General features: G+C 52.6%; 16 protein-coding genes, 1 tRNA gene and 1 pseudogene. 9 read left to right on the top strand and 9 right to left on the bottom strand.

Annotated features, from left to right (window positions below; genetic code table 11):
* Positions 1–105 precede the first annotated feature (105 nt).
* From SH580_RS09610 to SH580_RS09595, 4 genes are read left to right on the top strand one after another with little or no spacing between them, the layout of a single operon-like run.
* A complete protein-coding gene (locus tag SH580_RS09610; RefSeq protein ID WP_319834777.1) occupies positions 106–1,629 on the top strand; it encodes an O-antigen ligase family protein in 1,524 nt (507 codons plus the stop codon).
* Positions 1,623–2,057: a tetratricopeptide repeat protein gene (locus SH580_RS09605; RefSeq protein ID WP_319834776.1), complete on the top strand. Its 435-nt coding sequence runs from the start codon at positions 1,623–1,625 to the stop codon at positions 2,055–2,057. Before SH580_RS09610 ends, SH580_RS09605 begins: the two co-directional genes overlap by 7 nt.
* Positions 2,058–2,059: 2 nt before the next feature.
* On the top strand, positions 2,060–2,965 hold the full coding sequence (locus SH580_RS09600) for a hypothetical protein (RefSeq protein WP_319834775.1): 906 nt from the start codon (positions 2,060–2,062) through the stop codon (positions 2,963–2,965).
* 8 nt (positions 2,966–2,973) lie between these two features.
* Positions 2,974–5,346 (top strand): CHASE2 domain-containing protein, encoded by a 2,373-nt coding sequence (locus SH580_RS09595; protein WP_319834774.1) that lies wholly within the window; start codon positions 2,974–2,976, stop codon positions 5,344–5,346.
* An 18-nt stretch (positions 5,347–5,364) separates the two neighbouring features.
* Here the strand turns inward: SH580_RS09595 and SH580_RS09590 are convergent, their stop codons facing one another.
* Positions 5,365–5,685, bottom strand: a complete 321-nt coding sequence (locus tag SH580_RS09590) for a rhodanese-like domain-containing protein (RefSeq protein ID WP_319834773.1) — start codon at positions 5,683–5,685, stop codon at positions 5,365–5,367.
* Between the two features lie 30 nt (positions 5,686–5,715).
* On the opposite strand from SH580_RS09590, the gene kdsB reads away from it, so the two are divergent.
* Positions 5,716–6,468, top strand: a complete 753-nt coding sequence (gene kdsB / locus SH580_RS09585) for a 3-deoxy-manno-octulosonate cytidylyltransferase (RefSeq protein WP_319834772.1) — start codon at positions 5,716–5,718, stop codon at positions 6,466–6,468.
* Between the two features lie 59 nt (positions 6,469–6,527).
* On the top strand, positions 6,528–7,739 hold the full coding sequence (gene trpB, locus SH580_RS09580; protein WP_319834771.1) for a tryptophan synthase subunit beta: 1,212 nt from the start codon (positions 6,528–6,530) through the stop codon (positions 7,737–7,739).
* A gap of 58 nt (positions 7,740–7,797) precedes the next feature.
* On the opposite strand, the pseudogene SH580_RS09575 reads toward trpB, so the two are convergent.
* Both SH580_RS09575 and SH580_RS09570 read right to left on the bottom strand, forming a co-directional pair.
* Positions 7,798–8,468 (bottom strand): annotated as a pseudogene (locus tag SH580_RS09575) (DUF2293 domain-containing protein).
* 9 nt (positions 8,469–8,477) lie between these two features.
* Positions 8,478–9,770 carry an RsmB/NOP family class I SAM-dependent RNA methyltransferase gene (locus SH580_RS09570; protein ID WP_319834769.1) on the bottom strand — a complete coding sequence of 431 codons (1,293 nt, stop codon included), beginning with the start codon at positions 9,768–9,770 and terminating at the stop codon, positions 8,478–8,480.
* Positions 9,771–9,823: 53 nt separating this feature from the next.
* Between SH580_RS09570 and SH580_RS09565 the strand changes: the two genes are divergently transcribed.
* The 3 genes from SH580_RS09565 to SH580_RS09555 all read left to right on the top strand — a co-directional run bounded on the left by SH580_RS09565 (position 9,824) and on the right by SH580_RS09555 (position 12,004).
* Complete coding sequence (locus tag SH580_RS09565; protein WP_319834768.1) at positions 9,824–11,326, top strand: hypothetical protein; 1,503 nt, start codon at positions 9,824–9,826, stop codon at positions 11,324–11,326.
* The gene (locus SH580_RS09560) at positions 11,212–11,685 is read left to right on the top strand and encodes a GreA/GreB family elongation factor (RefSeq protein ID WP_319835002.1); all 474 of its coding nucleotides are present in this window, start codon (positions 11,212–11,214) and stop codon (positions 11,683–11,685) included. Before SH580_RS09565 ends, SH580_RS09560 begins: the two co-directional genes overlap by 115 nt.
* A 244-nt stretch (positions 11,686–11,929) precedes the next feature.
* Positions 11,930–12,004: transfer RNA gene (locus SH580_RS09555), tRNA-Arg, on the top strand.
* A gap of 236 nt (positions 12,005–12,240) precedes the next feature.
* Here the strand turns inward: SH580_RS09555 and SH580_RS09550 are convergent.
* The 6 genes from SH580_RS09550 to SH580_RS09525 form a co-directional block, all read right to left on the bottom strand.
* Positions 12,241–13,776, bottom strand: a complete 1,536-nt coding sequence (locus SH580_RS09550) for an ABC-2 transporter permease (protein ID WP_319834767.1) — start codon at positions 13,774–13,776, stop codon at positions 12,241–12,243.
* A gap of 34 nt (positions 13,777–13,810) precedes the next feature.
* The gene (locus SH580_RS09545; protein ID WP_319834766.1) at positions 13,811–15,442 is read right to left on the bottom strand and encodes a hypothetical protein; all 1,632 of its coding nucleotides are present in this window, start codon (positions 15,440–15,442) and stop codon (positions 13,811–13,813) included.
* 5 nt (positions 15,443–15,447) lie between these two features.
* Positions 15,448–16,293 (bottom strand): ABC transporter ATP-binding protein, encoded by an 846-nt coding sequence (locus SH580_RS09540; protein ID WP_319834765.1) that lies wholly within the window; start codon positions 16,291–16,293, stop codon positions 15,448–15,450.
* Positions 16,294–16,384: 91 nt separating this feature from the next.
* On the bottom strand, positions 16,385–16,762 hold the full coding sequence (locus SH580_RS09535) for a GntR family transcriptional regulator (protein WP_319834764.1): 378 nt from the start codon (positions 16,760–16,762) through the stop codon (positions 16,385–16,387).
* Positions 16,763–17,104: 342 nt separating this feature from the next.
* Positions 17,105–18,430 (bottom strand): NCS2 family permease, encoded by a 1,326-nt coding sequence (locus SH580_RS09530; RefSeq protein ID WP_319834763.1) that lies wholly within the window; start codon positions 18,428–18,430, stop codon positions 17,105–17,107.
* Positions 18,431–18,469: 39 nt separating this feature from the next.
* Positions 18,470–19,276 (bottom strand): outer membrane protein OmpK, encoded by an 807-nt coding sequence (locus SH580_RS09525; RefSeq protein ID WP_319834762.1) that lies wholly within the window; start codon positions 19,274–19,276, stop codon positions 18,470–18,472.
* Positions 19,277–19,356: the final 80 nt, after the last annotated feature.

The raw sequence follows: 19,356 nt of genomic DNA, 5'->3' as shown, positions 1-19,356 counted from the left end.
GTTTGTCCACGGGTTCAAGTCTTAGGCTAAAATATGAGTTTACCTTGTTGGATTCACTGTATTGCCTGCTGATTTGGAATTTAACTGACGAGCTCTTCATTCTCTATGGCCACTATTATTGATAAAAACGGTAACATCGCATTTTTCGGACGTGTGAGTTGGGGGAATTTTGTCGACTGGCTTGTTACGCTGTGTCTGGGGCTGATCTTCTTTTTGACCACCGTTTCACTTGGAGGGGTGCGTCCAGATACACATTTGGCGCTGCTGCCTTTGTATGTTGTGCTACTGTTTCTGCATGGTTTGTGGCTTGCGGTGGATCGGGAGTCGCCGAAGCGTTTGAGTCAGTATCCGTTCTGGTTGGTTCCTGGATTACTCTGGATGCTGGCCAGTATTTTGTGGTTCTCGCCGGTGCCGTGGCGTGGTTGGTATGAGATGATCTATGCCCTGGAGGCCTTTATTATCTTGTGGGTAATTGCTAATAATGTGCGTACTCGCGCACACTTGTGGCTTTTGATTCTTATGAGCCTGTCACCTGCAACGATTGCAGTTTTTAACGGCTTCTATCAATTCTTCCAACGTCCTGATCGGATTGTGAGTGCCATGACTGATTACGGTTTGGAGCTCAACGAAGTCTTTTTGGGACGTGCGACAGGAGTTTTTGCAGACCCCAATTCGTTTGCAGTTTTTTTGCTTTTGCTGTTGCCCTTGCTGTTGATTGTCGCGGCTGTCAGGCGTTTGCCCAGGATTTTGCGCTTATTGTCTTTCTATATTGCGTTGATGTTTCTGGCCGGAGTTGCGTTTACACAATCGCTTTGGGCAGCCATTTTGTCGTTTGTGATTTTAGCCATCGTGCCGTGGTTTTGTTTTCGTAGTATCAAGCGACGCTTTCTGTTTTCCGTGATCGGCATCTTTACGGCCTCGGTTATTTTTACCCTGCTGCTGCTTAACCATCCGGTCTTCAAGGAGGAATTGGATGGGGTGATCTCGGGCGACGGAGAAGGCGTACGCTTAGTTCTCTGGCGAGAGTCGCTGGCTTTGTTTCGAGAGAGTCCAGTTGTTGGAATTGGGGCGGGCGGATTTGGTGCAGCTTTTGAGCAAAGCCCTCGGGTGGCGCTGGCAGAGTCGCCGCTTAGCCCGCACAATGATTATCTTTTGGTCTTGAGCCAATTAGGTATTGTGGGGGCGCTCTTGTTTGGCCTGCCCTGCCTATATGTGTTTTTTCAGGCTTGGAGACGTTGGCGCAATGAGCCCTTTGCTGTGAAGCTGCGTGGTGCGGAGGGGACTATTATGCCGCCGCAGCGTTTCTTCTTGTCGCTCGGGTTGTCCGTCTCGCTCGCATTTGCTTTGTGCATGGGGGCGAGCTTTGTCTTCTATGTGCCCGCTTTGACGCTTTATGGGGTTCTTGCTTTTGCGATATTGTTGAAGAGCAGTTTCAATCGTCGCCTGACACTGCCGGAGCACTGGCTTCATCGCATTTGTTATCTTCTGTTGGCGACTTGTGCGGGGGGGCTTTTTACATATTGGGCGCGACTAAACTTGAGTCGCAGGCTTTGGAATTGCGTGCGCGTCAGCAGTTGGAGCATGTTGTGGATATGCGGGTGCATGTGTCGGGGAATACTATTTTGCTAGATCGGGTGATTGAGCGCTATGAGGACGCCGTAGTCGCGGACTCGGAGAATGTCGACGCTTGGATCGGATTGAGTGCGGCGGTGTGCCAATTGTATTTTAGGAGCCCCGCAGAGTTTGAAAAGATAGCTGAGCGCGCGGTGCGATGTGCAGAGCGCGGCGTTGAGATGAGCCCTGATTATTGGAAGAGCTGGGCTCAACTTGGAGTCGCGCGAGCTTTTTATGGTGAAGCCCAACTGGCTGAATCTGCCTTATTAAAGGCGCTTGAGTTCGCGCCGAACAATAGTAATGCTCATTATTATTATGCGGCTTATTTGAGCTCCATGAATACGCGACGCGATGAGGCCTTGGCCACGGTACAGCGTGCATTGGAAATCAATCCTAATAATGCGGCGGCACGTCGCTTACAGCAGAAACTTCTCATTCTATAACAGTGACACATTTTATAAAAGTTCTTGCAGTCGTGCTGCTTCCTCTAGCGTCTCCATTAGGTGCGGAGACTTGGGTCAGTGGTGCGATTACCTTGCATCAAGTCTCGGGTGAAGTAGCACTGAAGAAGCTCGGGGGAGCGCCCGTGATGCTGACTGCGGAGCAGGTGCCAGTCTCCGAGCCGGGGCTCATTGATTGCGAGGCTGCATACGGCTCTGCTGCCTATTTGAGCACTTCAAATCGGACTCGTATTTATTTTCAAGGAGAGGGCAGTTTTTCAATTGAGCGCTTTGAGCAGATGATGCCCAATGTGGACATTTGGGAGTCGGCAGAAACAGAGACGGGGCAAAGTCGGATGATCGTTAACTTCCGATCGGGCGACATTATTGTTGATAACCGGAATATGCTGGAAGCTTCGCAGTGTTTGATCGAGACCCCGCTTGGACGTCTGACTGTTAAGCGGGCGCTTTGGCAAATGCGTATAGAATTCGACCCTCGCAGCCAAATTTTTGACTTCACCATTAATTGTAGCGATGGCCGTGTGCGTTTTACTGATTTGCAAGGGCAGCAATACACTTTACGTGCCGGGCAGCGGCTGGCGGGAGCTGGCGCGCGCGCCACGCCCTCGATTGAGATCGGTGAGAGAACGGACCGCTCTTTGGAGCAAATTCAACGCTTTAAGGTGATCTTGGACCAGCATGCCAAGGCAGTGAATGACTTGGCGCAGTATCTGGATCATTTGCAGTCTATAGATCAAGCGGCCCGTCAATCCGCCGCAGTGCCTGCCAGGCGAAAAACTGAGATGACGCGTCGGCCTATCGTTATCGAGTATGCAGATGAGCCCGCACCTGTCACGCCGTTCCGAGGGGAATTGAAGCCACCATCGGCCTACCAGGCAGATTTGTTTTAAGTAAGCTCGTGAAGATTTCAAAGCAGTTACTGATGTCTCTGGGGCTGATCGCGCTCTCGGTGACAATATGGCTGCTGTTAATGCTTTCTGGCGTCTTGAATGGGCTTGAGCAGGAGACACTACGTTGGCGCTATCTGGCCCGTGGAGAGCTGGAGTCGACTGCTCCGATCGTCTATGTCGATTTAGATGCGGAGACTGTTTCTTATATGGGCGATCGGCCCTGGGATCGGCGCGAGTTTGGGGTTTTGCTCTATGCCTTGTTGGGGCCGGGAGCTGCCCAGGCCGTCAGCGTAGATATTATATTTTCGAAGTTTGGCGGTGGCTCTTTGCTTGATTGGGATCGAGCGCGTGAGGGGGACGCCTACCTTGGGAGGGCTGTCAAAGCATATGCCGACCGGGTCGTGCTGGCCGCCGCTTACACGGGGGCGATACAAGCGTTGACGGAGGAAGCCTCGGAACTGCCTTTGATTCGTAATGGGGTTTACGATCCAGAGCTTTCGCCTTTTCCCGAAGCACCTACGTATCCGATTATAGATTTTGAGCTGGGGCGTTTGGGCTTGGCCAATGTCGATGAAGCTTTGAGTGGTGGCGTGGTGCCTTACTATGTGCCAGGCTTTGTCGAATTAAATAGTCCACGCTATAGCTTCCATTTGATGGACGGAGTGCTGCGGGATAAGGCGCATTTCATGAACGAGCCCTATATCGATGTCGTGGGGGATGTTGTGGTGCTGACGGATTTGGATGGATTTGAGGTTAAACATTATCCTAAGCAGCATGAGATGACGATTTTTACGCTGGGCTTAGAGACCTTTCTGATTGCCCATGGATTAAATGAAGACGCAGTTGAGATCAGCGCAGAGGCGCTAACGATTCGTCGAGACGGTGAGATTTTTAGACGGATTCCGCTAGTTGAGCAGCAGTCGATTGAAGTGAACTGGTTTGAGGGCTGGGAGATCTCCGGGGGGCAGAATCATGTGAGTATGCAGACAGTCTTACGCAAGGCCGACGCACTGTCGGATGCTGCAGCCGCAGGGGAGGCTGCGCAAGTGGCGGAGTTGGAGGCTTGGTTCGCGCGTTTTCAGGGCAAAGTCGTTTTTGTCGGCCCGGTGGACCCGCAGCTTAAAGATATTTCGCCCACGCCATTTAATCGCGAGCCAGTGCCCAAGGTCGGGCTGCATGCCAATCTTTACCATACCATCCAGAATGAAGCTTATATCACGCGAGCGGGGCATGTCAGTTGTGTGGCGATCGTCTGTATGCTCACTCTCTCGGTGTCCTTATTGGCATATAACAGTGGTGCGCGGCGCATGTTTTCGTTGTTGCTATTGCTCGCATACGGGGGAGGGGTATTTGTCGCCTTTGCACTGTTTAATTGGATATTGCCCTTACTGGTGCCTATTGGCTCGTCCTTGACCGCGATTGTGTCTGTGGTCTTGCTCAAGCTCGGTTCTGAAGAGTGGCAACGTCGTCGTATCAAAGCGCTTTTTGGGGCGTATGTGGCCCCGAAGTTGGTCGATGAAATGGTGGAATCGAAGCGTGACCCACAGTTGGGCGGCACCGATACCGAGATCACCGCGTTGTTTTCGGATGTGGAAGGTTTTTCCGCGTTGTCTGAGGAATTGAGCCCGCACCAATTGGTTTCTTTGATGAATGAATACCTCGGCGCCATGACAGAAGTCTTCCAGTTGCAATCGGGCACTTTGGATAAATATATTGGCGATGCAATCGTCACAATGTTTGGCATGCCAGTGCCAGTGAAGGATCATGCTTCGCGGGCCTGCGTTTCGGCTGTGCAGATGCAGGAATGTCACGCTGCCTTACGTGTGAAGTGGGCTGAGTCGGGGCAATGGCCTGAGAGCGTGTTGAGTATGCGCACGCGTATCGGTGTCAATACCGGCCGTGCCGTGATTGGAAACATGGGGAGCGAGATGCGCTTTAATTACACCATGATGGGGGATTCGGTTAATTTAGCCGCGCGATGCGAAAGTGGGGCGAAGATTTACGGTGTGTATACCATGGTTACGGAGACGACATTGAAGGCCGCGCTGGTGGAGGGCACCGCCTTGAATTATCGTAAGCTGGATCGGGTGGTCGTGAAGGGACGTCGTCAGCCTGTTGAAATGTATGAACTTTGGGAGGACTCGGTCGTTACTGCGCAGAGCGCTGCCTGTAAAGCGACCTACGAGGCGGCTTTGCTAGATTACTTTAAGGGGGACTGGGAGGCTGCGCTTAAAGGTTTTGAGGCATCGGAGCTCGATGAGCCCTTTCGCAACTTTGCGCCGACGACGCCCTCAACACTGCTTGCGGCACGTTGCCGAGAGTTTTTGAGGTCCGGTGGCCCGGCAAACTGGGACGGGGCCTACGTGATGACCTCGAAGTAGTTCTTCATCAATGCGCTGCTAGTAGCGACGCATCTCAGGCTCTACTTCGAGCGCCCAAGCGTGGATGCCGCCGCTTAAGTTAATGGTGTTGTCGAAGCCTTTTGCACGGAGGTATTGGATTACATTCATGCTGCGCATCCCGTGGTGGCATAATACAATCAAAGGCACGTCCTGGGGCAGAGCGCTGTGGCGTTCCGGGATTTCGCCCATTGGTATGTGGAGTGCGCCCTCGATACGGCAGATCGCCAGTTCAGAGTCTTCCCGCACATCGAGAAAGACTGTTTGGGGATCATTTGCCCGTAAAATTGCCGCATCGCTTGCACTGATTTCCTTGTTCATTGGCAAAGTTTCATGATGATGTTAGGCGATATGTCAAAGACACCTTCTATTATTGTGCCTGCTCGACTCGCTTCGACACGTTTTCCTCAAAAGCTGCTGCATCCTGTTCGAGGCAAGCCTATCGTATTGTGGACGGCCGAGCGTATTCGTGCAGTCGCGCCTGAGTTCCCGCTCTACTTTGCGGTGGATGATGAGGCCTTGGAGCGTTGCCTCAGCGAGGCGGGCTTTAATGTAGTGCGCACGCGTCCCGATCATCCGAGTGGCACAGATCGCTTGGCTGAGGCCAATGCTGCGATTGGTGCGTCCGCAGTGATCAATGTGCAAGGCGATGAGCCGCTGGTCACAGGAGAGCAGATCCGTGCGCTGGCTGCGGGACTCTCTGGCGAGGCTGCGATCTCGACATTAGCTGTCCCCTTTGAGCGCCCGCAGGATTTTGCAAATCCCAATCAAGTGAAAGTGGTGCGTGATCGCTCAGGTTACGCCCTCTATTTTTCGCGTTCGCCCATACCTTTTGTCCGCGATGCCGGGGGCCAAGTGGATGCGGCATGGTTGGCGCAGAACCCTTGTTATCGACATCTCGGTCTCTATGCGTATAAAGCAGATTTTCTTCGTGCCTTTTCGGGCCTGGAGCCTGGTTTCTTGGAACAGATTGAAAAACTTGAACAACTTCGCGCCATGGAGCATGGTTATCGCATACACGTCGGCATGACCGATCAAGCGACTATCGGCATCGATACGCCAGAGGATATTGGTGAGTTTGAAGCGCGCCTGCCTTCGGTGTGATACATGCCTGCTTGACAAAACCGTCCGCTCACAGCCGTATTTATTGTATGCAAACCGTCATGCCAGAACTCGAAGTCGATCCACTTAGTCTCCCTGATGCCCGCGGCCACTTCGGGCCCTATGGAGGCATGTATGTGCCTGAGACTTTAATGACGCCGCTCTTTGAGCTGACAGAGGCCTATCATGCCGCGCGTAAAGATCCCGAGTTTCAAAAGGAGCTGGATTTTCAACTACGTGAGTTTGCCGGACGTCCGACCAATCTCTATTTCGCGGATCGCCTGACAGAGCATTGCGGTGGTGCCAAAATTTATCTCAAGCGCGAAGATCTGCTGCACACCGGAGCGCACAAGATCAATAACGCCCTCGGGCAGGCCCTATTGGCCAAACGCATGGGCAAAAAGCGTATCATCGCAGAGACTGGGGCGGGCCAGCACGGTATCGCGACTGCCGCGATGTGTGCTAAGATGGGGTTCGAGTGCGTCATCTACATGGGCGAGGAGGATATGCGTCGACAATCGCTCAATGTGTATCGCATGCGTCTCTGTGGGGCCGAGGTGCGTGGTGTTTCCGCGGGGCAAAAGACTCTGAAGGAGGCCGTAAACGAAGCCATGCGTGATTGGGTGACGAATATCCGCACCACTCATTATATCATTGGCTCTGCGCTAGGCTCGCATCCTTTCCCCATGATGGTGCGCGACTTTCATCGCGTGATCGGTGAGGAGTGTCGCCGCCAAATTATGGAAAAGGAAGGTCGTTTGCCTGACGAAGTCGCCGCCTGTGTCGGAGGTGGCTCCAATGCGATCGGTATCTTTTTTGCCTTTCTTAAGGATCTAGGCGTGCGCCTGACCGGCGTCGAAGCCGGTGGTCGCGAGATCAAGCGTGGACATCACGCGGCTCGCTTCGAAGGCGGTCAGCTCGGCGTGTTACAGGGGGCCAAAACATGGATACTACAGAGCCCTGAAGGACAAATTGACCTGACGCACTCTGTTTCGGCGGGCCTCGATTATGCCGCAGTGGGCCCCGAGCACGCCTATTATAAAGAAAAAGGCCGCATTGATTTTGGTTACGCAACGGACCAGGAAGCCTTGCAAGCCTTTCAAGATCTCTGTGCCATCGAAGGCATCGTGCCCGCGCTGGAATCCTCCCATGGCATCGCATACACGATGAAGCGCGCCCGCGAAATGTCGCCCGATCAAATCATTATCGGCAATCTCAGCGGCCGTGGTGATAAGGACGTGCAAGAAGCTGCCCGCGTCTTAGGCGAGATGTAGCCCCAGCTTCGTTGCCTGCTTGCCCGGTTCTTACGCCTCGCTGCTGCGTGCCGCGCGGCTATCGGATCGCTTTTTGTAGGGGACAGTTGGTGACGTCGATACGAGTGCCTCGCCGGTAAGATTCCAGTAGTCGTTTCGATTCTTTCGCGAGCATACGACGCACCTCGCGGCGCGCGCCTTTCGCACGCGGGATGTCCATGTGATCGTAAGCGGTGGTCTGATGACGCATCCAGGCGATGGTGGCCGCTTCGGCGCGTTGTTCGATCGGAATGCGTTTGGTGCGGGCGACAGTGCCACTGCCGACTGGCGTCGCATGCGCGGCGATGAGTTGGCTGAGGCGGCCTGCTAGAAGTTCATAGCGTGGATGAAAGTTCAGGTAATCGCGCAAGGCCTGGGTGAAATCCTCACTGTAAGCGAGTTCCGCTTGAGCACGTCGAGTGCGGCCGGCTTCCAGTTTTTTTGTGTAGGCCGGATCTTTTTTTCGAGCTCGCGTGCTGCTTGCAGTGCTTCGATTCGGTGTGCCGGGGCCCATATGCCGTGTGAAAATTCCTTGCGGCCCTTCTTTTCTTTGACTGTCCAAGAGGGGCCGTCCTGCTTGATCCGTCGGCTAAGTGCGGCATCACCGGGGGGCAACAGGGCCCAGCCTTTGGGGACTGCGAGTAATTCGCCTTGAGCGCTGAAGACGTGGCGTGCTTTGGGGGCCGGGCGGACTATGAGTGATTCGGGCATCGTGCAATTTTAGCTGTTGCGGCGTAGTCGAAATGCGCCGGCCCCGTCGTGGCCGGTCTCCCATGGCAGGCTGCGCGCGGAGTCTTCGAGCTCAAATGCCTGGCCGGATTTGCTCTTCAGGAAGGCGTCCACCACATGCTGGTTCTCGGCGGCTTCGATACTACAGGTGCTGTATACAATGCGTCCGCCAGCTCTGACAAATCGAGCTGCGGAGTGGAGCAATTGCAGTTGGAGCTTTGCACACTGTGCGATGTCTTTCGGTCGTAGGCGCCATTTGACGTCGGTGCGGCGCTGGATGACGCCCGTGTTTGAACAAGGCGCGTCGAGCATGACGGCGTCGTAGCGCAGTGGCAGATCCTGAGCTTCAAAGGTCGCCGCGTCGAGTTCGAGTAGGTCGGATTTGATAATTTTGCATTGCAAGTCTGCGGAGCGCAGGGTGGACAAATTCGCATCGAGCCGGGCGATACGATTGCCAGGCAGGTCCACGGCGACGATGAGGCCGCTTCCTTTCATCGCGTGGGCCATGTCGTAGGCTTTGCCGCCGGGGGCGGCACAGAGGTCGAGCACGGACTCACCGGCCTGCGGCGCAAGTAGGGCAGGCGCGAGTCGTGTGGATGGGTCTTTTATGTAGGCGTTGCCCTGATTCAGCAGAGGGTGGAGGTCCACTTGCCAGGATATTTGGGGCGTGATGCGGTAAAACTGCGGCCAATTCGTCGCTTCCAGGCCTGCGGGGCCTTGAATGGACTCGTCGTAAATTTTAAGGTAGGTCGCCGGTATTTCCTGATTCCATTCCAGCAGTTCCCGGTAGCTCTCGGGGAATTCCTTTTGCCAATGCGCGACCAACCACGCTGGGTGGCTGTAGTAGGCGGCGGGTGCTTGTTCGGCATCGATGCCAGCCAGGGCGTCGGGCAGCTTGCGTAACACCGCATTGAGAAAGCCCTGTTCGAAACGGTTGATCAGTTGCTTGCTGCGCTCTACCGCGTGGTGGATGATCTTGGGGTGTCGCTCCGCGTCCGCATCGAGTAACTCGTAGCCGGAAACCAGTAGTATCGCTTCGACGCCCGCCCTTGCTTTTTTACGCAAAAGCCCCTGCAGCGCGGCTTGGGTGCGATGCCCATGGCGTAGGGCGCCTAAAAAAAGTGATTGGCACGCGGCGCGCCGATCACCTATAAATTCTATAGGTAATTCGTCCAACAATTGGTCGGCCTTTCGGTCTCCTGACAGATACACTTCTGTCAAGTGTACAGCAGCATCCCAGCCTGTTGTGGACTTTCTGGATAAGCTAAACTTAATACTTCTCATTGGCGCGGAAACTGTCCATAGTGGATAGTTTACGACTAAGACAAGCAATCATTATGAATAAAGAGTCCATTGACGCTCTCATCAAAAAGAACCCAAAACTGGCTTCGCAACGCGCAAAGCTCGAGCTTATGGTAACTGGTAACTACTGCCTACACCGTAGCTGGGGGTTCGGTAAAATTGTGGATTATAACGCTGCGGACGACCGTTTAATCATCGACTTTGAAGATGGTAAGCAAGGCCACGCAATGGCTCCTGCTTTTTGCGTGGACAAGCTAGAAATCCTGCTGCCCAACGACTTGCTCGTACGTTCTCGTATCGAAGCAGATGTGATTGAGGAAATGATTAAAAAGCGTCCGGCGGATTTGATCTGTGAGATGATTTCCTCCAACGAGAATCATGCGATGATGGCGACAGAGATCGAGCGTCGACTTTCTCGTGTAATCGGACCGATTAAATACAAAAAGTGGTGGACCGCCACCAAGAAGGTATTGGTCAAAGATCCTCGTATCGGTGTGCCGCTTAAAAAGAGCGACCCATACATCTACCGTGAAGAGCCTGTGAAACCAGAGGATGAAATCCTCGAGCAATTCCGCGCCACTAAGAACTCGAAGCAAAAAATCGAGCTCGGCGAAAAACTCTACGCCCTGTCAGAAAACATTTCTGTCGTTCGCGAAGAGATGCCTTCCATCTTGGAAGAGCTCACCGATGCAATCGCCAATGCGAAGAGCCTCAGCCAAGCCGATCGTCTGCATGGCGTGTGGGTGCGTAACAATCTGGCCCGCGATCTGCACGAAGATGTCGAAACACTCGAGCCGTCTTCAGCTTCGATTCTCGATGCCACCAACGATTACTCCGAGCTCGCAGCCAACTTGCCAGCTCAATATTTCAAGCGCTACCTCGATCTCATTAGCCGCACCTATCCAGAGAAATGGCAAGCGATGGTCGAAGATCTGCTGCGTAACTCCAGCGGTAAATTCACCAGCGAGTGTATCAACTTCATGCTCGAGAAAGAGATGCAGGAGCGCATCAGCTACTGCCTCGATCGCTGGCTTAAGGAGCAAACAATCAAGGGCCCACTTCTTTTCTGGGTGGTCAAAAACCGCGCATCTAAGAAATACGGTTCCATCATCGAGCCCCTCGTCAACCCTCGCTTGCTCGCTGCGATGTTCTACGCGATCGACCACGAGGCACTACAAAATGCCAGCACGCGCCGCATCCCATTGGCCGATCTGCTCAGCGACGACGTCACATTGATTCCCGACCTGTTGGCAGAAGCCAATGTCGAGACCGCCAACGATCTCGCACAAACCCTCTTGCTCAATCAAGGCTTCGAGGATTTGACCAAGAAATCGCGCTGCTTGCTCGTTTCATCAAGCAATTCCCAACTGTCCAAGCCCTCCTCGCAGGTCAAGCCGCCGAGACTTCCGAAGACGAGGCGCTTATCGTATCGCAAGAAAGCTTCAACGAAGCCAAGGCCGAATACGAAGAACTCGTTTCCACCAAGATTCCTGAGAACAAGATCGCCATCCAAGTCGCTCGCGACCACGGTGACTTGAAGGAAAATTCCGAATACAAGATGGCTCGCCAGGATCAAGACATCCTCCTTTCTCGTAAGAGTGAGCTGGAGATCGATCTCTCCCGCGCCCGCGTCACCGACTTCACTGAAGCCACCACCGACAACGTCGGCATTGGTTGTATCGTTCATCTGAAGGAAGGCTCCACTGGTAAAGAGCAGCGCTACTCCATTCTCGGTGCCTGGGATAGCGATCCCGACAACGATGTGCTCTCTTACAAGACCCCCCTCGCTCAAGCCCTGCTGGGTAAAGAGCCAGGCGCGACTGTCAGCACCAAGATTGGCGGCAATGAGGAGCAATGGACGATCCTCAGCATCGCTCGTTGGCTCGACGCCAAGTAGAGCGATAAGCAATTTAAACAAAAGGCGCTTCCGAAAGGGAGCGCCTTTTTTATGCATAGCCACGAAACTTTGTTCCGGAGGAGTGTCAGCCTGGTAGCCTCGGAACTCTGTTCCGGGGGGGAGGAGTGTCAGCACTGGAGTGCATTTAGCCTGTGAGCTTGGAAATCACCGTAAGTCGCAGCGATCTACTCTTTTTCGCGTTGACCCTGCTTGAGTAGTCGCGAATCTAGCCAGCACAACACTTGCTCCCGTAGTTCAATGGATAGAGCGGCGGTCTCCGAAGCCGCAAATGGCAGTTCGAATCTGCCCGGGAGCACCAGGCTTCGTCCATAACTTGTTTTGGCGAACGAAGCCTGTCCCGGCGTAATGAAATGTAGCCGGACTTTTGCAGTATTTGGCATGGTATATCGAAACTGCCATAGCTTTCGATAGTGGCCTGAGTTTTACCTAAAGAGATGAGTGAATGGCCGCAAAAGGCGCAAAAGACGCAAGAGCATGCATTTGTATAATTTGAATGTTTCGCCAATTTGGCGAGAGGTCACGATACTTGAACTACTAGAGTTTTCGTGGGGGCGGCTTCCTTGCGCTCTCAACTGACGAATAATAGACGCCTGGAGCCAAGCTGGTGGGCATGCAGTAATACTTCTCTTTCTTGATTATGAAAATATGTAGCTCGGTGCTGGGTGTTAGTAGGTCAGTCGGAATGTTGAAAGTATTGCTCTGGTGGTGTGTGGTTAAGGACGATTTTTCCGTTAAAGGGTAGTGTGCTATTTTGCTGAGTTGGACGATGAGACGCTTACTTTGGGGATCGTAAAGCGCCATGTACACCTCTGCCCAACGTTGTTTATTATTTATATCCTTGGTGATGCTGCGTTGCAGGCTGTATTGAACCTGTGTCCCGTGTTGGCTGGATTTAACAGCGTGAATCGAGAATCGCAGTCCGGATCGACTTTTACTTGCATCTGCAGTCAGTGGGAGTGCGCCTATCTGCTGAATCGAATAATCAGTCAGGCAAAGGGTCGCGCTACGTTCGTTTTCGAGGGTGAATGAATCAATGACCTCGTTTTGTATGTCGATAAATTCGTTCCCTGCGACCTTTAAAAAGGGTGCTATATTGGTTGTGGATACGACTTCTACGGCTGCTGGAAAGGCCGCCATGATTTTGTCAGTAAACAACGGGTTCAATTGAGTGTTATTGGTCCTGAAATATTTGCGAATGAATGTGCCGTTTTCAGTCTCAAGGGATAGGCGATTGGGAATTGTGACCCTTCGGGGATTTTCGGATGTGAGCAGCAGGGGATGATAGTAGCTGGATTGGCTGCGGTTTAACTCCTGCGGTGGCTGAGTTAAAAGCTTAATTTTTGGAGCGTTTGCTATGTGTGCTTCGGCTGTGGAGCCGAGCTTGAAAGACTGAATGACCGATAATAATGGCAGGATGGCTACGCCCAATAGAATAAGGACGATCCTAGTTTGAGTGATCCGTTTGATAAATACGGTGATGCATATGAGCGCCAGGATGCCAAGGGTTGGCATTAAGATGACCAACGCATCGGGATTTGGGCGCGAGCCATTCGAAAAATTACTGGTGGCGGTGCTGCCCAGTATGCCCGCCAGTGTGAAAATTGCGATGATCAGGATGATGGCACCGGAGGCAGTTGATGTGGTGCAGGTCAATGCGAAGAGAAACAGGAAGCTGCCTACATAAATGCCCCAGCTAAGTAGCGCTGCTAGATAGTGAGTTGCTTCTCCGTCCATATGGATGGTCATCGCTAGCATGCCCGCGAGTGTGGGTAGTAGAATAAATAGGCTCAGTAGTAGCAGTTGCGAAGCGAGGTGGGCGCGCCGTGAGAGTGGTCGCGTCATCCAGAAGGACTCGCTGCCAGTGTAGGGTTGTGCATGGGTGATACGTGTGCACAGCACTGCGCAGCTGACTAGTAGGCAAACTTTTAGCAGTAAGGTGATCTCGGTAAGTGCACTCGAGTCGGTCAGTAAGGGGATTGCCAGCAAAACGGTGAGAAGGGCGGAGTTGACGCATAGTAATATGCGGTGCTCACGAATCTGCCATTTCAGTAGATGAAATATCGTATGCATAGTGATTCTCAAAGATGTGTATGATTGGATGCGCCTAATATTGCGAAGAATGGAGTAATGGATACGTCCGAGTCGGATGAGCCTCGTTTGATTGAACCGGGAATAGCTCTGAAACTGATTTTGTGACTTCGACAGGAGGGTGATCGCTGATGCCATGATAGACCCATTCGTAGATATCGATGAATGATTCCTCTACTTTGAGTGGCTCATCGTCGGCCGATTTGATGTAGAGCTTTACTCGGCTAAGTGACTGCTTCAAGGGGCCCATGCTGGGGATGTCTTTTACTTGTCCCTCTCCAATGCTAGCTATATCTTGCGAGTCTGATTGTAGCACATAGGTGCGTGACTGGTCCCATTGGTTTGTGGGGGTTCCGTCGTTGCTCCTAATGTTGAACCAAAGGTTGCCAGCGCCATATTGTTGTATGTATCGAAGCTCGGCTCGGACCAAGGTGATCGTGCCATTCTCTATTGAAACCGACGCTCCCAGCTGGAGTGGGATGCGGGCGATCTTTTTGAACTGAGCGATCTTATGGCTGAGCTGAATGGAGTAAGTGACATCACCATCAGTAATGTCAATTGGTAGGGGGATGGTGTCTAAAAATTTATACCACTGCTTAGGCTTTAGAAAAGATTCACCTGCGTACTGCTCGCTGATGTATTGAATCTGTTGTGGGTGTAAGGATGGCTTGAGTAGATACTGCACCTCGCGGACGCGCCTTCCGAAGTCGTTATTGTTGTTTTCCCATTTCTGAGTCGCACGGAAGAATTCATTGCCTGCATGCCTCGCGGTGAGTGTGCGTGCGATCGGATCCACGATATAGGGCTGATTGATCGCATCCCAGTCGACACTCAGCGCTCGCGCGTAGCTTTTACGCTCCGTGCTGCTCCCGTAAATCTGAATGTTATCTTTTAGTTTTCTAGCAAATACCTCGTCTTGTATGCTGTCGGACGCCTCTGTCATTTTTGGGGGTAAATTGCTGGCGATTAGCAGGCTTGAAAATATTACGATGGCGTAGGATGCCAGTAGTATCGGATGCAGCGGGCGCTGTATTTTAGTTGCGGCTCGGTAAATGACTGCGACACCGAAGAAGAGTGCGATGCTGAATGCGGTGAAGTGGAAGTCATATAGCCCGAGAATATTTTTCTCAACGATAGTGGCGTATGCCAATGTCGCCAGAAACGAAATAGGCGAAATCACGAGTAAGCCATAGCCTAATGCGGCAGGAGTTGCCCACAGCGAGCCGAACAGTAATGTCGTCCAGCCGACAAATAAATAGGGGACGAATTGGGGAGCGATCTGGTCCTTAGGTAGCCCCCAGCAAGTTGCAATGAAATATTCCGAAAGTAAGAATAGGCTAGTGAGTAGGGTCACCAGTGTGAACAATGCGCCCCAATTGGCGACGGTGGGCACTGGAGCTGTTGCGAGGTAACGCTCTTTACTAAATGAGGATTGGCAGTATCCGATATAGGCAGCGAGTCCTATAAACAATAGCTGAATGGCGATGGTGAGATAGGCCATGAAATCGTAGAACCATGGCGACGTGATCGATCTAAAGGAACCTAGTGTGAGGCCGAATGCGTGTATGACTAGCAGCGAGATCAATAGAGCCAGTCCGCTTCGATGCTGACGGATCTCTTGCTTAAGACAATGAAATAGAAGTTTCATAGTGGCTAGGATTGCAGGTCGAGGCGGTAGTTTTGAGCTAACTGAATGAAAATTTCGCGTAAGCTCAGTGTACGGCATGAGGGTTCGCTGCTGAGCTTTCCATTAATGGCGACGGCGCATTCTTCTATGCTGGATACATCCTTCCATTCACAATGAGTGAAGCGCAATATACGCCCAGATTGCTGGGGGTTGAGCCATGTGTCGGGCAGAGCTGCTGGGACTTCAGCGCTGTCAGCTAGTCGGATTTCTACCTCCCTAAAACGGGATAGTAATGCATCGGTGGACTCGTTTAGTTTGAGGTGTCCTTTGTCGATAATCGCGATTTGGTCTGCTAGTCGTTCGACTTCTTCAATGTCGTGGGAGGAGATGAAGACACTCCAGCCTTCGTCCTCCGTGAGCTCGAGTAGGCCTTTAATGAATTCATCGCGAACGAGTGGGTCGAGGCCTGAAAAGGGCTCATCCAATACGACCAGCTTCGGGCGGTAGGCTAAGTTGGCCAGTAAGGCCGCCTTCATCTGTTGACCGCGGGAAAGGTTTTTTAACTTTTGCCTAGTGTCGAGCTCGAAGCGCTTTAGGAGGTTGGCTTCTAAGTTGATGTCCCAATTTTTGTAGAGTGGTCGGCTAAATTTGAGTAGTTGCTCAACCGTCATCCACAGTGGGAGTAGTTGATTTTCGGATACGTAGGCAATGTTTTGGAAAGAAGCACGTGAGAGTTTACGAGAGTCTTCACCCAACACTTCAATACTGCCGGAGTCTTGATGGTGCAGTCCTAGTAGCAGCTTGATTGTCGTCGTTTTTCCCGCACCGTTGGAGCCGAGGCAGGCGGTGATGCGTCCTTCAGGAACCATCATTGTCAGGTTCTGTACAGCGGCAGCTCTTTTGAAGTGTTTGCTTACGTTGTTGAATTGTATCGCTGGCATTGTTTTTTCGGAGGGGGGATTTTTAACTGTGTTCCTTCCAGAGCTTCTGGATGTGTGCACAGAGCATTTCATCGCTTAGTTGTAAGGATTTGGCTTCGGTGAGTATTTGTTTGAGCGCGGGGGAGAGCTGTTCCAGGCGTTGATTTGTCGAGGGGAGCTCGTCTGTGCGTACCACCATGCCGACGCCTGGTTGCGATCCGAGTAGGCCTTCAGATTTGAGAACCGATACCGCCTTGTGTGCTGTTGTCGGTGAGATACGCAACTCAACGCTCAGTGAGCGAACAGACGGAAAGCGATCCCCGTCCTGCAAGTCGCCTTTCAAAATAGCTCGCCGGACTGCTTGTGTGAGTTGCTCAGATACTGGAGCGCCATCCTCAATATGTATGGAGAAGGGTAACATGGTGTTTTTGGTGTAACAGTATGCATGTTACACTTGGGACGTAATGGCAAGCCTTTTCTTTGTAGGTGTATACTTGAGGGGGTGATTAAAACTACGGGAAAGATCGCGCATCTCTGACTTCGTAGCTGCACTTGCTCTCGCTTTGAGGGAAGGGAATGGCGTTCTTTGTGTTGGTGAGCTGACGGGCGTCTGAAGTTCGATAGACCGGCGTCCGCGAGCGGACCGCTACGTTGTTGAGAAGTGTGGTGTCGTCGCTTGCGGCGGCGGGGATTCGTGGGCACACTAGCTTTCGCTTTTAGGAAAGCGTTGCAGGGGGCGCTGGGGTGATTCTGTCGAGTTGGATCACTCCATGATGTAAAATAGCAAAAAGATCGCGCCGATGGCATAGGTCATCCAGTGCAGTTGTTTGGCTTTGCCGCTGGTGACGCGTAAGAAGATATAGAGTAGGAAACCGATCGCGATGCCGTGGGTGACGCTGAAAAATAGGGGGATGGTGATTGCAGTTAAGATCGCTGTTACGCGTTCGGTGTATTCTTCGTAGGGCACGTGTCGTAGCCCTTCGCCCATGAGTAGTCCGACAAATATGAGAGCGGGTGCGGTGGCAATGGCGGGAATTGCGGCGATTAATGGATAGCAAAAGAGTGCGATTAAGAAACAAACGCCGACCACTACGCTGGTAAAGCCTGTGCGGCCGCCTGCTTCGATCCCTGCGGCGGATTCGACATAGGAGGTAGTGGTGGAGGTGCCGAGCATTGCGCCGCAGACTGTGGCTAGGGCGTCGGCGCTCAGTGCCCGGTTGGCTCGAGGTAATTGATCGTTCTCATCTAAGAGCTGGGCGCGGCGGGAGAGCCCGATGATGGTACCGACAGAGTCGAATAGATCTAGAATCAGCAGGACGAAGAGTACTTGCAGTGATTCGAGGTTGGTGAAGGGGTAGAACCAATCGAGTTGTAAAAAGGTTTCGCCGAGTCCGGAGGGGAGGGCGAAAAAGCTCTCGGGCAGGGTGGTCAACATCTCTGGCGCGCCTTCTGTGCTGGCTGGATTGAGTACGAATAGACCGCTGATCGCGAGTGCTAGCATACTGATGATAATCGCGCCTGGCACGCGCCAGACGGTTAAGGTGCAGATGGCAAATAAGCCTCCCAGTCCGAGTAATACGATGGGGTCGCTAAAATCTCCATGGGTGATGATGGTGGCGGGACTGGCTTCGACCAAGCCAGCTGCCTTCAAGCCGAGTAGTGCGATGAAGAAGCCGATCCCGGCTTGGATACCTACTTGGAGCCCCTTGGGCACGGATTCGATGATTTGTTTGCGAACTCCGGACGCGGAGAGGACGAGGAAGATGATACCGTTCCAGAAGGTGAGACTCAAGGCGCCTTGCCATGGTATGCCCATGCCTAGCACGATGATGAAGGCGAAGTAGGCGTTGGTCCCCATGCCCGGAGCGAGGGCGATGGGATAGTTTGACATGAAGGCCATCAGGAAACACCCGATGGCCGCCGCGATGGCAGTTGCCATCATCACAGCTTGCGGGTCCATACCCGCGTTCCCGAGCAGCATCGGATTGACGACCAGGATGTAAGACATCGCAGCGAAGGTGGTGATGCCGGCGATGAGCTCTGTCTTGAGGTTGGTCTTGTGTTCTCCGAATTTAAAGAATTTTAGCATGTTTGACTGGTTCGAGATTCTTGAGTGCTGTGGCGATGTTTAGAAGTGGTATTTGAGCAGGAAGCTGCAGGCGCTTTGGTCGGTGCGGAAGGGCAGATCTTTTAAGCCGTATTTGTTGCTCCAGTAGTCGTACTCGACGCCTACGTAGAGGCGTTGTGACTCATCCCATAGTAGTTTGCCCAAGTTGTATTTGATCTGTGGGTTGATGTGCAGGTTTTCTTCGTAGCCCGAGTTTTCGGAGGCGAAGACATAATCAATATAGCCGTCGATGATGATTTCTGATTGGCCAAATGGGAGGGTGTAGCCGAAGCAAGGTGTCAATTGCCAGCCGCGTGAGTTAGTGTTTTGCGGGTCACGATAATAGAGATTCAGGTGAAAGTAGTCGAAGCCCGGCAGATCGAGGTCGATGCCGATGCCGTAGAGTAAGCTCTCGACGTCGTCTTCGCCGAATTCATAGGTGGTGGCAATTAAGACGTCCTGAATCGGGCCGAGGCTCCATTCGCGATCTGTGATTTTTCCGAAGCTGAAGCGTGGGGAGAATTCCCCGTAGAAGGCGGACTCTTCGCCATCTGTGTCCAGATAATCGAGGTAGTCGATAAATGTGAAGCTGTCTCCAAAGCTCCAGGCACTGACATGCTCGAAGGTGACGGTTTGCTGATCTTCCGCATCGACGCGGTATTTGCCGCCATAGAGGTACGATAGGCTGAAGTCTTGCCACTGGATCCACTGCGGAGCCCAGCTACCAGAGTCTTCCTGAAGGGGAGCCTCTTCCGCCTGCAAATTGGGCGCAAGCGTGAGCATGCTAACTAGTGTGGATGTTTGAATGAGTCTCTGTAGAGTTTTCATGAACAGGCAAAGCATCGAAATCGGGGAACGAGTCCAACGCTATTTCTGCATGTCCTAGAAGTAGTTGAAATGTGAGTGTG

It is taken from the genome of Coraliomargarita algicola (assembly GCF_033878955.1).
GTDB lineage: Bacteria > Verrucomicrobiota > Verrucomicrobiia > Opitutales > Coraliomargaritaceae > Thalassobacterium > Thalassobacterium algicola.
Note: the sequence above shows the minus strand (reverse complement) of the source record. Positions and strands in the feature narration are given on the sequence as shown.